Origin of the sequence: Streptomyces sp. NPDC048389, assembly GCF_040706335.1 — a bacterium.
GTDB lineage: Bacteria > Actinomycetota > Actinomycetes > Streptomycetales > Streptomycetaceae > Streptomyces.
This window is the reverse complement of sequence record NZ_JBEZKP010000031.1, coordinates 9,194-22,992: the sequence shown is the minus strand read 5'-3', so window position 1 is coordinate 22,992 and position 13,799 is coordinate 9,194. Positions and strand designations below refer to the sequence as shown.

Annotated in this window: 12 protein-coding genes; 4 read left to right on the top strand and 8 right to left on the bottom strand. The window is 73.3% G+C overall.

Going from position 1 to position 13,799, the window contains the following annotated elements:
* Positions 1-131: 131 nt before the first annotated feature.
* Both AB0903_RS21245 and AB0903_RS21240 read left to right on the top strand, forming a co-directional pair.
* A complete protein-coding gene (locus AB0903_RS21245) occupies positions 132-494 on the top strand; it encodes a hypothetical protein (protein WP_366704987.1) in 363 nt (120 codons plus the stop codon).
* A 20-nt stretch (positions 495-514) separates the two neighbouring features.
* Positions 515-1,048 carry a DUF6328 family protein gene (locus tag AB0903_RS21240; protein WP_366704985.1) on the top strand — a complete coding sequence of 178 codons (534 nt, stop codon included), beginning with the start codon at positions 515-517 and terminating at the stop codon, positions 1,046-1,048.
* Positions 1,049-1,213: 165 nt separating this feature from the next.
* Here AB0903_RS21240 and AB0903_RS21235 read toward each other — a convergent pair whose 3' ends face one another.
* The 4 genes from AB0903_RS21235 to AB0903_RS21220 all read right to left on the bottom strand — a co-directional run bounded on the left by AB0903_RS21235 (position 1,214) and on the right by AB0903_RS21220 (position 6,022).
* Positions 1,214-1,606, bottom strand: a complete 393-nt coding sequence (locus AB0903_RS21235; protein WP_366704983.1) for a DUF6479 family protein — start codon at positions 1,604-1,606, stop codon at positions 1,214-1,216.
* Between the two features lie 218 nt (positions 1,607-1,824).
* Positions 1,825-3,174, bottom strand: a complete 1,350-nt coding sequence (locus tag AB0903_RS21230) for a tannase/feruloyl esterase family alpha/beta hydrolase (RefSeq protein ID WP_366705067.1) — start codon at positions 3,172-3,174, stop codon at positions 1,825-1,827.
* 154 nt (positions 3,175-3,328) lie between these two features.
* Positions 3,329-4,609, bottom strand: a complete 1,281-nt coding sequence (locus tag AB0903_RS21225) for a PHB depolymerase family esterase (protein WP_366704981.1) — start codon at positions 4,607-4,609, stop codon at positions 3,329-3,331.
* Positions 4,610-4,759: 150 nt separating this feature from the next.
* Entirely contained in the window at positions 4,760-6,022 is a 1,263-nt protein-coding gene (locus AB0903_RS21220; protein ID WP_366704979.1) for a DUF6777 domain-containing protein, read from the bottom strand.
* A gap of 161 nt (positions 6,023-6,183) precedes the next feature.
* On the opposite strand from AB0903_RS21220, the gene AB0903_RS21215 reads away from it, so the two are divergent.
* Positions 6,184-7,467, top strand: coding sequence for a streptophobe family protein (locus tag AB0903_RS21215; RefSeq protein WP_366704977.1), 1,284 nt, complete (start codon positions 6,184-6,186; stop codon positions 7,465-7,467).
* Here the strand turns inward: AB0903_RS21215 and AB0903_RS21210 are convergent.
* From AB0903_RS21210 to AB0903_RS21200, 3 genes are read right to left on the bottom strand one after another with little or no spacing between them, the layout of a single operon-like run.
* On the bottom strand, positions 7,461-8,486 hold the full coding sequence (locus tag AB0903_RS21210) for a serine/threonine-protein kinase (protein ID WP_366704975.1): 1,026 nt from the start codon (positions 8,484-8,486) through the stop codon (positions 7,461-7,463). The two genes, AB0903_RS21215 and AB0903_RS21210, sit on opposite strands and share 7 nt — an antisense overlap.
* The gene (locus AB0903_RS21205; protein ID WP_366704973.1) at positions 8,486-9,709 is read right to left on the bottom strand and encodes a hypothetical protein; all 1,224 of its coding nucleotides are present in this window, start codon (positions 9,707-9,709) and stop codon (positions 8,486-8,488) included. Before AB0903_RS21205 ends, AB0903_RS21210 begins: the two co-directional genes overlap by 1 nt.
* Before the next feature lie 12 nt (positions 9,710-9,721).
* Positions 9,722-12,250 carry an FHA domain-containing protein gene (locus AB0903_RS21200; RefSeq protein ID WP_366704971.1) on the bottom strand — a complete coding sequence of 843 codons (2,529 nt, stop codon included), beginning with the start codon at positions 12,248-12,250 and terminating at the stop codon, positions 9,722-9,724.
* A 267-nt stretch (positions 12,251-12,517) separates the two neighbouring features.
* Here AB0903_RS21200 and AB0903_RS21195 point away from each other — a divergent pair, with 267 nt between their 5' ends.
* The gene (locus AB0903_RS21195; RefSeq protein ID WP_366704969.1) at positions 12,518-13,030 is read left to right on the top strand and encodes an ATP-binding protein; all 513 of its coding nucleotides are present in this window, start codon (positions 12,518-12,520) and stop codon (positions 13,028-13,030) included.
* On the opposite strand, the gene AB0903_RS21190 is transcribed toward AB0903_RS21195, so the two are convergent.
* Positions 12,974-13,648, bottom strand: a complete 675-nt coding sequence (locus AB0903_RS21190) for a hypothetical protein (protein WP_366704967.1) — start codon at positions 13,646-13,648, stop codon at positions 12,974-12,976. The two genes, AB0903_RS21195 and AB0903_RS21190, sit on opposite strands and share 57 nt — an antisense overlap.
* Between the last annotated feature and the right edge of the window lie 151 nt (positions 13,649-13,799).

Genomic DNA, 13,799 nt, shown 5'->3' with positions numbered 1-13,799 from the left:
GTACCTGCAGGCCCGCAGTGGTGACGCAGGGGCGCGAGCCCGACCGGCAGACGGAGAAGAACAACCCGGAAGCGAATATCGTCCGGGGCGAGGACTGAACACGCCGCTGACAGCGTACGGAGGTGCCAGTCATGGACGGACCCGGACTCTCCGAGCCGGAGCGGATGATCCTCGCCGAGATCGAACGGGATCTGCGCGCCGACGAACTCTTGGACCGCCGCCTGCGGACGATGAGTCCCGGCCCGCCGCTCGCGCGGATCACCCACGGGTTCCGCACGCATCTGCTCGCCGCCGCAGTGAGCGGGCTGGCGACCCTGACATGCGTCCTGCTGGTGATGGCGGCGTCCACCTCGGCGCCCGGCCTCATCTGGGCGTTCGCCACTACATGGGCGCTGACCCTGGTCGGTCTTCTGGTACTCGTCTGCCGATGGTCCAAACGGTTCTCCGGCCGGCGCCGGGTACGCGGCGGCGAGCAGGACCCCGGACCGTGCTGAGCGGCGGCGGGCCGTGGGGGATGGCTCGCACCGGCCCGGGAGAGCGTCGTGAGAGCGAGGGGGAACGCCTGGACCGGCTGTGGGGGGAGCTGTTGCGCGAGGTGAGGGTCGTCCTCGCGGGCGTCCAGCTGCTCTTCGTCTTCCTGCTGGCCGTGGCCTTCACGCCGCTCTTCACCGCCCTCGGCGACGTGGACCGTGCCGTGTACGTCGCCTGTCTGCTGCTGGGGGCGACCGCCATCGGGGTACTCGTCGCGCCCGTCGGCATCCACCGCATGGTCACCGGCCGCGGACTGAAGTTCGAGGCGGCCCGGTGGGGTTCCCGGCTCACCTTCGCGGGCGTCGTGCTGCTGCTCGGCATGGTGGGGCTGGCCCTGCTGCTCGTACTGCGCAGCGTGCCCGCGATCAGCGACACGGCAGCGCTGGTGATGGCCGCCGCCCTCGTCGGGGCGCTCATGCTCTGCTGGCTGGTGCCGGCGGCCGTCATGCGCCGCGGCGATCGGTCAGAGCCCGACGGCGGTTCGCACCCTGATGACCGACGGCGGTCCGCACCCTGATGACCGACGGCGGTCCGCACCCTGCCGACGACCTGATCCGAATCCCGACGGTAGTCCGGACTACCTGCGGTAGTCCGGACTTCCTGTCGGACCTCCCGTGGTGCGGACACCTGTGGAGGGCAGCGCGGAACGCCGCCGGCCGACGGCGCCGGGGTGCCGGGCGCCTCAGCCGCCGTGGCCGCCACTGCCGAACGCGCCGCCGCCGTCGTCCGAGTCCCGCGGCGGCTTCTTCTCGGGTGCCGGCCGCGCCCCCATGTTGCCGTAGCCGTGGAGTTCGTGGGGCGTCAGCCGGCCCGGGACCTCACGGCCCTCGCTCGGGTCGAAGTCGTCGGGCTCCAGACGGGTCTCGTAGTGGGTCTGGTGATCGGGGCGCCTCGGCTGCTCCTCCTCCGACGGCGGCGCGTCGCGCCGACGCCGCGCGCCCACCTGCCACACGACCCATACGAGCAGCACCAACAGCCCGATCACGATCAGTCCGAAGATGATCGCCGCAGGGGCTCCGTCAGCGGCCATGAAGACGGTCTCGACGCCCTGGGCCGACTGGTTGAAAGTGACCATGCATAGCGGGTACCCAATCTCAGCGATATATCCGCCGGTGGCAGCACAGACGGCCGAACGGCTGCGGCCGTCACCAGCTGTCGCGCACCTGCGGCCGGACGCACCGGACCTGCGCGTCCCGCATCGCGTACAGCGTGCTCAGCGGCAGCGGACCGGTCGACGCCGGGGAAGGCCCCTGGTCGACGGCGCGTCCCGAGCCGTACCGCTGCCCGCCGCCGCTACCGGCGTCCCAGCGTGCACTCGGTGAGCGGATCCCGCCCCTCTCCCGGCAGGGCCACCGTGTGGCTCGCCGCCGGCGTGCCGCGCTGCGTGATCCAGTCCTCCATCGCCGCGAACGCCGAGCGGTGGCACGGCGCCAACGGCCGCAGCCGATCCGGAAAGACGTCGTACAACGAGTCGACGTGCGTCCCGCCCTCGATGCGGTAGTAGCGGAAGAGCCCGTCCCGCCCGGCGTCGCGGACCATGCGCGCGTACACGTCCGACCCCCGACCGATGGGCAGCAGCACGTCCAGCGTGCCGTGCAGCGTGATCAGCGGCTTGCCGATCCGGCCCGTCAGCGCGATCCGGTCCACGGCCCGGTGCACCTCCCGGGGCCGGGAGGCGTAGTCGTAGTCCGCGTCGCAGGCGGGCGTCCCCGGCGCGCAGAACGGTGTCCCGGCCTCCGTCGCCCCGTCGAAAGCGGGGTCCAGCTCCTCGCGGTAGATCCGCTGCGTCACGTCCCAGTAGTACCGGTGGTGGTACGGCCACAGGAACTCGGAGCCCGCCGGATATCCGGCCGTGACCATCTCCCGGTGCGCCTGCCCTGCACCGACGCCGCTCGCCGCGTACACCGGGTACGCACGCAGCGCGGGCGGCAGGAACGTCAGCAGGTTCGGGCCGTCGGTGCGCCACAGGGTGCCCTCCCAGTCCACCCCGCCGTCGTACAGCTCGGGCCGGTTCTCCAGTTGCCAGCGCACCAGGTATCCGCCGTTGGACATGCCGGTGGCGAGGGTGTGCCGCGGTGGACGGTGGTAGCGCTGGGCGACGACCGTACGGGCGGCCCTGGTCAGTTGGGTGACCCGGTCGTTCCACTCGGCGATCGCCTCGCCGGGGCGCCGCCCGTCCCGGTGGAACGCGGCACCGGTGTTGCCCTTGTCGGTCGCGGCGAAGGCGTAGCCGCGGGCGAGTACCCAGTCGGCGATCGCCCGGTCGTTGGCGTACTGCTCACGTACGCCGGGGGACCCGGCGACGACCAGGCCGCCGTTCCAGCGGTCGGGCAGCCGGATGACGAACTGGGAGTCGTGCATCCAGCCGTGGTTGGTGTTCGTGGCCGAGCCGTCGGGGAAGTAGCCGTCGATCTGGATGCCGGGGACGCCACGGGGAGTTTCGAGCCCCGCCGGTGTCAGGCCCGCCCAGTCGGCCTGGTCGGTGTGCCCGGAGGCGACCGTCCCGGCCGTGGTCAACTCGTCGAGGCAGGACAGTTCCTGATGCTCGGCGCCGGGCACCCGCAGTGTGTGCCGGTGTGCGCAGTGTCCCGGATCCCGGACCTCCGGGGCCTCCCCGGCCTCCGCGGCGGGGACGGCGGTCAGCCCGAGCAGCAGCGCGGCCCCGGTGACGGCGCGTGCGGCGCGTGCGGTCGTACCGGACCGTCTGCGGCGTGCGGAAAGGATGCCTGGCGGAAGGGCGAACGGCACGGAAGGGCCTCCTGGTCGGAAATGGCGGAAAGGTGGAGTGCGCGGCCGGTCAGGGGCAACTGCCGTCGGCGACGACGTAGTGCCCGGCCGGCGACTCCTTGAGGGTGTGCGTGACGAAGGTGTTGTAGAGACCCATGTACTGACCGGAGCCCTTCGCGTACGTGTAGCCGCCGGCGGTCGTCGCCCGGCCCGCCCGGACATGCGCGTAGTTGCTGTCGGTCCAGCACACCGGTGCCTCCGGATCACCGGGATCGGGGTCGGGGCCCGGGCCCGGGTCGTCGACGTCACCGGTCAGCCCGAAGAACCCGCTGACCCACAGGCTGGAGCAGATGGAGTCGATGAAGTGCGCGGTGCCGGTCCGCCCGCACTGCTGCGGGCCGCTGCCCGGGTCCACCGGCGTCCCGTGCCCGATCGACGGCACCCGGTCGACCTCGACGGCGACATTGCCGCTGCCGTCCAGATACTGCTCCCTGCGCGTGCCGCTCGGGCCGATCACCGACGTCCTGTCAGGCGTCTGGCCGAGCCCGTGCACGGCGGTCCACTGGTCCCGCAGCTCGCGGGCGTTCACCGGGGCGACCGTGCCGTCGGCGTCGCCGTGCCAGACGGCCACCCGCGGCCACGGTCCGGCGTACGAGGGGTACGCGTCCCGCACGCGCTGAGCCCACACCTCCGGCGTACGGTCCGTGCCCGGGTTCATGCAGACGAACGGGCCGGTGTCCCTGGTGCAGTCGTACGGCAGACCCGCGATCACCGCGCCCGCCTCGAAGACGTCCGGGTAGGCGGCGAGCATGACCGAGGTCATCGCGCCGCCCGCGGACAGGCCGGTGACGAAGGTGCGCGCCGGGTCGGCGCCGTACGCGGTCTCTGCGTGCGCGACCATCTGCCGGATGGACGCCGCCTCGCCCTGCCCGCGGCGGTTGTCCGTCGCCTGGAACCAGTTGAAGCAGCTGCTGACGTTGTTCGCCGACGTCGTGCCGGCGAAGACGAGCAGGAAGCCGTGGCGGTCGGCGAAGGCCGTGAGCCCCGCGTTGTCGGCGTACACCCGGGCGCTCTGCGTGCAGCCGTGCAGAGCCACCACGACCGCCGGATCCGGTGCCGGGGAGGCAGGCCGGTAGACGTACATGTCCAGGTTTCCCGGGTCGGCACCGAAGTCGGCGACGCGCTCCAGGCCGGCGGCCGCCTGGGCGGCGGGCGCGGGGGAGAGGAGCAGGCCACCGGCGGCCACGGCGAGTGCGGTGCCCAGACGGCCGGCGCTGCGGCCCAGGCGGTGGACGGTCGCCCGTACACGGGCACGCCCGCACGGGCGTTCTCGGCGTTGACGCGGTGGCATCGGGACCTCCCACAGGCGACGGAACGATTCCGGTCACCGTAGGAACGGCCCGTGCGGCGAGGAATGGTGACGCGACCCATAGCCTCGCCCGTGGACGGCTGTCCACGGCCCCTTGCGCGGTGCGGCGGCCTGCTGCTAAGCGTCCCGCCGTCAGGGCGCCGTCCCGCCCGGCCCGGGGGCCACCGGGGCGGGTTCGTCCGGAGCGGGCCCGTCGGGGGCAGGGCCGTCGGGGGAGTCGGCGCCGGACTCCGGAGCCGGCTCGGACGGGGGCTGTTCGGGTTCGGCAGGACTCTCGGGCGCCGGGTCCGACTCGGGCGGCGGCTCCTGCGGAGGAGGCTCCGATGCCGGCGGCTCGGACGGCCGGCCGGAGGGCGGGGTGGTCTCGTCGGAGGGGGAGGTGTCCGCGGACGGCGAGGGCTCGCCCGAGGGGGGCTTCGTCTCCTCGTCCCGGGTGCCGGTGTCGCCCGCGGGACGCTTGATCCATCCGTCGCCGTCGCGGAGGACGAACTCCTTGACGGGCCGGTCCGCCGGCGCGACGACGACGACGTTCGAGGCACGGTAGCCGGGCCACGGGTCACCGGTCGTCCGCGGGTCCTGTTGTGCGACGGGCGGCGTCAGCGGATTGCCGCAGGCACAGCGGACCTTGGGCACCCCGCGGTCGTCGACCAGCACCGCCGTGCCGGCCTGGAGTACCGCCTGATAAGCGGTCGGCTCGCCGTCCTGGTAGCCGTGGTTGGTCACCCGGGTGTCCATCCGCAGCTGTACCGGGGTGAACGACCGCAGCAGCGCCGGAACACGGGCCGGCTCGATCCGCTGGACCTCGGCGAAGGCCCGGTTCTTGGCCGGGTCCTCGCCGAGCGCCCTGATCTGCTGCTCCACGTCGCAGCTGGCCACCTTGAGGGTGCCGCCGTACAGCCCCGGGGCGGATCCCTCGATGCTGCGGGTGACGTTGGGGCTTGCGGTGGACCCGCCGGGCTCGGCGGCGGGAGTGGAGGCAGGCGGTGAACTCTCCTTCGCCGTCGACTCGGTGAAGGGGTCGGGCCCCGTCGAGCCCGCGGCCTGCAGGAAGACCTCCCCGCTGCCGCCGGCCTCCGGTCCGGCGCCGCCGTCCGGTCGGGTGAGCACCACGGCGAGGACCACGGCGACGACGAGTGCGACGGCGATCGTGGCGATCCCGGGCACGGACCGCCACCAGGGCCGGCCCGGACCCTCGCGCGAACCGCCGGGCCCGGTCCCGCCGGGACCACCGCCCGGACCACTGCCCGGTCCGCCCGGGGGGCCGGGCGGACCGGGCTCGGACGGCCCTGATGGCGGTGGCGGCGGCGGAGGAGTGGCGCCGGGCTGCGACGGGTCCGAGAGCGGACCCGAGGGAGGACCGGTCGGGCGGTCGGAGGACGGAGGTTCGGCACTCACGGGTTCTTCTTCCCTGGCGTGGGGAGGCGGAAGGAAGGGGGCGTCTTCTTCCGTCGTTACCGATACGCCCCATTGTCTTCCTCCGGTCGGGGGCATCCGCAAGCGGACGCGGTCGGACCACCCGAGGAGCGGACCCCACCTGCCGTGCATAGCGTGGCAGCGTGAGTCAGCAGGCACCCACCAGCACAGGCAGCTCGACCCGTCCGGCCCATGGCTGGCCCCACGCACTGGCCGCGGTCCTCGGCGGCCTCGTCGTCATGGCCGCCACCGCGGCACTCGGACTGTGGGCGGCCGGGGCGGCGGACCTGCCGGACGGCGGCTTCCTCCCGGTCGTCGCGGCGATCGTCGTGCTGGCGGCCGGCGGCATCGTGGAAGTCGCCGGAGACGCCGGCCTGATCGCCGAGACCAGGGCCGGGCTCACCGCTCTCCCGCTTTCCGTGGCCCTCGCCGGAGCCCTCACCGTCGCCGCCGGCTTCCTGCGGCCGCTGCGCCACCGGGCCGTCGCCTCCGCGCGCGAACTGGCGGGCTGGGCCGGCAGGATCGCCGTCCTGTGGCTGCTCGCCCTCATCGGCCTCGGCGCCCTCGCACACCACACCTTCGTCATCCCCGTCGAGGACCCCACCGGCGGGTTCCTGGAAGAGCTGCTGGACGCCGGTCCGCGCGTCGGCTTCCGCACGGACCTGCCGCTCACGCTCGTCTTCGGCCTGCTGTGGCTGGCCGGCGTGCTCGTCCTGGCGGTCCTGGTGTCGCGCGGCGCCCCGCTGCCCGCCCGGCTGCTGCGCTTCCAGGAATCGGTGCGCCCGGCCGCGTACGCGATGGTCGCCCTGCTGCTCGCCTACGTCGCGGTCGGCGTCGTCATCGGCGTCGTGGTCGCTCTGACCCGCGACAGCACCGCCGAGACCTTCGCCGTGATCTTCCTCGGTCTGCCGAACCTGGCCTGGCTGGCCCTCACACTCGGCCTCGGCGCGTCATGGGAGGGCAAGGTGGAAGGGCCCTTCGGCCTGCCGATGCCGCAACTCCTCGACGAGGTGCTCCGCACCGGCGACATGTCCCGTCTCGACCTGGCCACTCTCACCGAACGCGACGGCCGCGCCTGGTGGCTGCTGGTCGCCGCCGTCGTGCTGGTGACGGCGGCCGCCTTCCTGATGGCGGTCCGCTCACCGGCCCGGACACGACTGTGGCAGCACGCCCTGCACATGGCCGTCGCCCTCGTCCTCACCGTGCTGGCCGTCTGCCTGCTCGTACGGCTCTACGCCCACTACGGACTGTCGCTGCTGGGCATCGGTGATCTCGGCGGCGACCTCGCCGGCGAGGTGGCGCTGCGGCCGAACCTGTGGCCGGCGCTCGGTCTCGCGGCCGCATGGGGGCTGGTCACCGGTCTGATCGGCGGGCTCCTCGCCGCACGCGTGCACCGCCGGGGACAGGCGCCTCCCCGCTCTCAGTGACCACGAGCCACGGCCGGGCCGGGGAAGACGGGCAGCGCCCAGTGCGGCGGTTGTGGCGGAGGGCCCGCATCACCGGGCCGCATGCTCCGCCCGGCCGCCACCGTCGCCGGGTGGCTCCCCGCGGCTGCACCGTCCGCGGCGGGCGCGGCAGCCGCGGCGCGCAGCGCCGCCACGAACTCGCCGCAGGAGCCATAGCGGTCCTCGGGGCTCTTGGCAAGGGCCTTCGCCATGACGCCGTCGACCCCCGGGGGAAGATCGGGCCGCTCGCCGGTCAGCGGCGGCGCCGGATCGTACTGGTGCGCCCACAGCAGGGCCATGTCGTCGTCCCGCTGGAACGGCGGACCGCCGGCCAGCGTCTCGAAGACGACGCAGCCGAGGCTGTACACGTCGCACCGCCCGTCCACCGGCCGCCCGGATATCTGCTCCGGCGCCACATAGTCGAGCGTGCCGACGAACTGGCCGACCGTCGTGAACCCGGTCAGCGACAGCGACTTCTTCGTCAGTCCGAAGTCCGTGAGATAGACGTGTTCGGGGTGGTCGCTGTCCGTTCCCTCGGCGACCAGGATGTTCCCGGGTTTCACGTCCCGGTGCACCAGCTCGTGCGCATGCGCCGCGTCCAGGGCGGACGCGACCTGCGCGGCGATCCGCCCCGCCGCCACGGCGGGCAGCGGACCCATGCGGTCGAGCAGTACGCGCAGATCCTGCCCGGCGACGTAGCGCATGGCGATGTAGAGCAGACCGTCCGTCTCGCCGGCCTCGAAGACGGGCACGATGTGCGGATGGTCGATGGCGGCGGCGACACGGGACTCGTGGGTGAACCGTCTGCGGAACGTGTCGTTGCGGGCCAGTTCGGGGGCGAGCAGTTTCAGGGCGACGGTGCGGTCGAGGCGAAGATCGCGGGCGCGGTAGACGACCGCCATACCGCCGCGGCCGATCTCGCGCTCCACCAGGTAGTCCGCCACTCGCCGGCCGACCAGGTCGGACGGCCTGCCGCCTGACACGCCGGCAGGCTGCGCCATCAGTGCTCACCGCCCCCGCCGACCGGCCCCTCCGGCCGCTGCACGACCTGGGTGGCGTCGGGCTGTTCGACGACGCGGGTCCCGTCGGCGGGTTCCGTTGCCCGTGTTGCGTCGGGGGGCTCCACGACCTGTGGTGCGTCGGGCTGTTCGACCGCCCGTGTCCCGTCGGCACGTTCTGTTGCCCCTCCTACGTCGGGGCCCTCCGGGGCACGGGCCGGGTCGGGCCGTCGCGCGACTCCGGTCGCGTCGGGCCGGTCCTCGTCCCGTGTCCCGGAGGGTTCCGCGACCTCGCTCGCTTCGGGACTCGCGACGACGCGGGTCGCATCGGGGCGTTCCTCCTCCCGCACCGGGGCCGACTCGACGAGCCGGGTCCCGTCCCCGTCCCCGTCCCCGTCTCCGGCGGCGGGCGGTGTTCCGGGAGTCACGATCCGCGTGGGCTCGTGGCCGGGTGTTCCGCCGGGCGGCTCGGGCCGCTCGGGCGTGACGACGCGGGTCGGTTCGTGGCCGTCGGCCGGTTCGTGGCCGTTGGGTGGCTCGGGCGTGGCGACGGGGGTCGGTTCGTGGCCGTCGGGTGGCTCGGGGCCAACCACGCGGGTCGGTTCGGGGCCGCCGGGCGGTGAGGCGGTCTCCGGGGCGACGACCCGCGTCGGCTCCGCCGCCGGCGCGCCGGCCGGCGGCGGGGCCCGGCCGGGCCCGGCCGACTCCTCCTCGTCAGGCGCCGCCTCCGCGCGCGCCGCCGGGCCGGACGTGGTCGCGAACGTGCTCAGCCGGAGCCCGTCGCAGTACACCCAGCGCTCGTGCTCCGCGTCGTACAGCCACACCGCCTCGCCGTCCACCACCAGCCCCACCCGCAGTCCGCGCGTACGGTCGCGGAACGTCTCGCCGTCGGACAGCCCGTCCGCCAGGTCCTCCACGGCGCGCCGGTAGCGGGCCAGCGTGTCGCCGATCCTGGCCAGCAGCGGCCGTGGGTCCTCCGTGCGGGCGAGGGGCCGGCCGGCGGCCGGCGGCTCCTGCGGCACGGGAACCAGCAGGCGGCCGTCGACCCACGCGGACCAGCTGTTCGCGCATACGATCCGGCCCCAGTCGCCGCGCCGCTCGGCCAGCTGGACCGGCAGCAGCGGGTCGAGCGGGGTGGTCGGCCGGGACACGTCCGGTGCCTCCCAGGCGTACATCCCCGACTGCGGCACGACATGTGTGGCGCGGAAGTTCCAGGTGCCGGCCATGGCGGTCCCGGCCTACTTCCGCATGACGGCGGGTTCGTGGCGGCGGAGCAGGCGGGCGACGAGGACGCCGAACAGCGCCGACAGCACCAGCAGCATCCCCATGTCGAGCAGCCACAAGCCCGCCGAATGCTCGAAGAGCGGATCGGCCGTCATCTCGCCGGGCACGATCCGCCCGAGGTCGATCGTGCCGGCCATCGCCGCCAGCGCCCACCGGGACGGGACGAGCCACGCCAGCTGCTCGACGACCGCCACACCGTCGAGCTTCAGCAGCGCGCCGCAGAAGACCACCTGCACGATGGCGAGGAGGACCAGCAGCGGCATCGTGACCTCCTCCTTGCGCACCACGGCGGAGACCAGCAGACCCAGCATCATCGCGGTGAACGACAGCAGCGCGACGGCGAGCGTGATCTCCGCCAGCGGCGGCAGCAGGACGCCCTCGCCGCCCGGGGCGCCGAGGTCGACACCGGCCAGGGCGACGAGCGTCAGCACGATTGCCTGGAGCACGGTGATCGCCCCGAGTACCACGACCTTGGACATCAGATACGCGGACCTGGACAGGCCGACGGCTCGCTCCCGCTGGTAGATCGGCCGCTCTTTGACCAGCTCCCGGACCGCGTTCGCCGCGCCCGTGAGCACGCCGCCGACGCACAGGATGAGCAGGGCGTTCACGGCCGTCTCCCGGTCGAGCCGGCTCCCGGCCAGCGCGCGGGCCATCGCACCCATGACGAACGGCAGGGCGATCATGATGACGAGGAAGGTGCGGTCTGCGCTCAGCGCGGCGGTGTATCTGCGTACCAGCGTGCGCAGCTGGGCGCCCCAGCTCTGGTTCTTCGGCGGTGGCGGCACCGGCCCGGGCGCCGCTGCCTGCGGCGATCGCGGCTGGGCCGTGGAGGCCACGATGTACTGCCGGTTGAACCGTGATGCGCGGTACGTCCCCGCCCAGTCCCGGCCCCGGTCGCCCTCGAACGCCTCGAACGCCTCCGGCCACTGTGCGAAACCGAAGAAGCCGAGGGCGTCGGCCGGCGGCCCGTAGTAGGCGATCCGCCCGCCGGGGGCGAGGACCAGGAGCCGGTCGCACACGTCCAGGCTGAGCACGCTGTGCGTCACCACGACGACCGTGCGGCCGTCGTCGGCCAAGTCGCGGAGCATGTGCATCACGGAGCGGTCCATGCCGGGGTCGAGCCCCGACGTCGGCTCGTCGAGGAAGAGCAGCGACGGTTTCGTCAGTAGCTCGAGCGCGACGCTGACCCGCTTGCGCTGGCCACCGGAGAGGCTGTGGATCGGCTGGTCCGCCCGCTGCTCCAGGCCCAGTTCCCGGATCACCTCGGTGACGCGGGCCTCCCGCTCGGACCGGTCGGTGTCCTGCGGGAAGCGCAGCTCGGCGGCGTAGGCGAGGGCGCGGCGCACCGTCAGCTGCGCGTGCAGGATGTCCTCCTGCGGGACCAGCCCGATACGTCGTCGCAGCTCGGCGTAGTCGCGATACAGATCGCGCCCGTCGTACAGGACGGTGCCCCGGTCGGCGGGGCGCAGTCCGGTGAGGGCGTTCAGCAGTGTGGACTTGCCCGCGCCGCTCGGCCCGACCACGGCCAGCAGGCATCTCTCGCCCACCGGGAAGGAGACATGGTCCAGGAGTACCTTGCGGCCCCGGTCGACCGAGACCGCCAGGCTCTGCACGTCGAGGGAGACCTCGCCGGTGTCGACGAACTCCTGGAGTTCGTCGCCGACGAGGACGAACGCGGAGTGCCCGATGCCGACGATGTCGCCGGGCAGCACCGGGGCCCGGCCGACGGGCAGGCCGTTGAGATAGGTGCCGTTGTGGCTGCCGAGGTCGACGATCTCGTACGTCCCGTCGGGCAGCGAGCGCAGTTCGGCATGGCGGCGGGATACGACGAGGTCGTCCACGACGAGTTCGTTGTCGGGAGACCGGCCGATGCGCACGGTGCGGGCCGGCAGCGGCCGCACGCTGGTGGGCCTGCGGAAGGTCCCCGTGGCGGAGGGCAGCGAGACGCCGGACGGCCGCCCCGCGGCGGGCGCTGCCGGCTCGACGGGCCCCGGTCCGACGGCAGGCAGTCCCGCGGGGCGCGGTTCGGCAGGGTGTGCTTCGGGGGCCGGGGGCTCCGCGGGTTGCGGTTCGGCGGCCGGGGGCTCCGCGGGTTGCGGTTCGTGGGCTGGGGGTTTCGTGGGTCGCGGATCGGCGACGGGCGATTCGGTGGATGCCGGAGCCGGCTCCGTCAGTACCATCCGCGGGCCGTCCACCGCGCTGCCGAAGCGGACGACGCTGCCGGGACCGACACCCCACTCGTGGATCCGGTGGCCCTCGGTGTACGTGCCGTTGGTGCTGTTCACGTCGGCCAGCGTCCAGTGCCCGTCGACGGTGCGCAGGACCGCGTGGTGCCAGGAGACGCGCGCGTCGTCGATGACGATGTCGCTCAGGGGGTCACGTCCGACGTGATACGCCCGGGTCGGATCCATCACCGTGGAACCCGTATCGGTCTCCACGTGAAGTGCGGGCGCGGTCGGCGTGCCGGACCGCTCAGCCATGTTCGAATTCTAGCGATATGTGTCGATGTGTGCCCCATGATGGTTCGGCGAACCCGGGGCCTGCGCCGGAGGGCGGCCGGGCCCACCGGCGGGATCGGGTGCGCGGGCCTCAAGAGCCCGGCGATACGTGCGGCCCCTTGCGGCCGCGTGTTGCGGGCGGCGGAGGGCCGGTGCACCCTGAGGATTACCCAGAAGCGACACAGGCTCACTCTTCGTACTCGGGGGCCATTTACGAATGACGGGCCGTCGCGGTGAGGAGCCACGGTCATGAATGTTCCGGTTGCCTGCCAGTACAGAATCGAAGTGCCGGCCTCCCCTGAGCGCATTCCTCAGATCCGGCGCATTGTCGCGGCGCATCTGAGGTACTGGGGTCTCGACGCCCATGTCACGCCGGTGTGCAGCGCCGTCGACGAACTCGTCGGCAATGTCGTCGACCATGTCGACGGCGACAAGACGTGTGTCGTCGAGCTGCGTTGGACGGGTCGCCATCTGGGCGCCTCCGTCTCCGACCGCGATCGGACCCTGCCCCGGCTGCACACCTCGTCCCCCACCCGGGGCGGACTCGCGAGGGTCGCAAGGCTCAGCGACAGCTGGGGCACCTGCGCCACGGATCAGGGCAAGGTGATCTGGTTCAGCCGGCGCGTGAAGGAGCCGCAGCGCGTACTGTCCGGACCGCAGGTGCCCCAGCCGCCGGTCCGGGAGTTCCGGCCGCTGCCGCTGGAGTCAGTGCCCGCCGACCGGTTCGACGCACCCGCCCTCCATGTACACGCCATGCGGTGACACGTCCGTGCCCTGCCCCGCGACGATGTCTCCGGTGACGCACGGGCCGGCCTGCGGGACCGACACCGTGAACCGGACCCGGTCCGACGACTGGGAGACGTGCACGCTCTCCTTCGGGTACCCCAGCCTGATCAGCCCGTCGAGGACCCGCTGGGCGTGCGGAGGTGCCGAGCCGCCGGGGACGGTCAGGTCTCTGGCGATCCGCTCCGCGTGAGCCGTGCCCCGGCACAGTGCGTCGCCGTCCATCGGCAACTGCTTCTTGAAGGCATGATTCTCGGCGTACTTGGGGTTCTCCGGCTGCGGGCCGTCGTTCGCCCGGTCGTCGTCCGCCGGGCCCTCCCCGGCCGTGCGGGTCGGCGCGGGACGCTCGGTCTCCGCTCGGTTTGGGCAGCGGGCCGCGACATCCGCGAACATCCGGTCGTGCCGCGCCTGTGCAGCCCTCTCCGCCCCTGCCGCGTCCTGCGGTGCCGAGGTCCCTGTTCCGGTTCCGGTTTCGGTGCCTGTGCCGGTGCCTGTTCCGGTGCCGGAACCGGGCGGATTGCCCGTCCCGGTGCCGCATCCGGCCAGGGCGACGGCAAGGAGTGCGGCCACGGCAGCGGTACGTGCGGGGCGTCCCACAGTGCGTTGCTCCGATCCTGAGGGGAAGAGGCGGCGGAGTGCTCTGCGATTGTCGTCCGGCGGGCCGGCCCTCGCCTGAGTACGCGTAATACCGGGCGGGGCGCCGCGGGCCCGGGCCGAGGTTACTACCGGGCGGCGGGGGGGGTGGCCC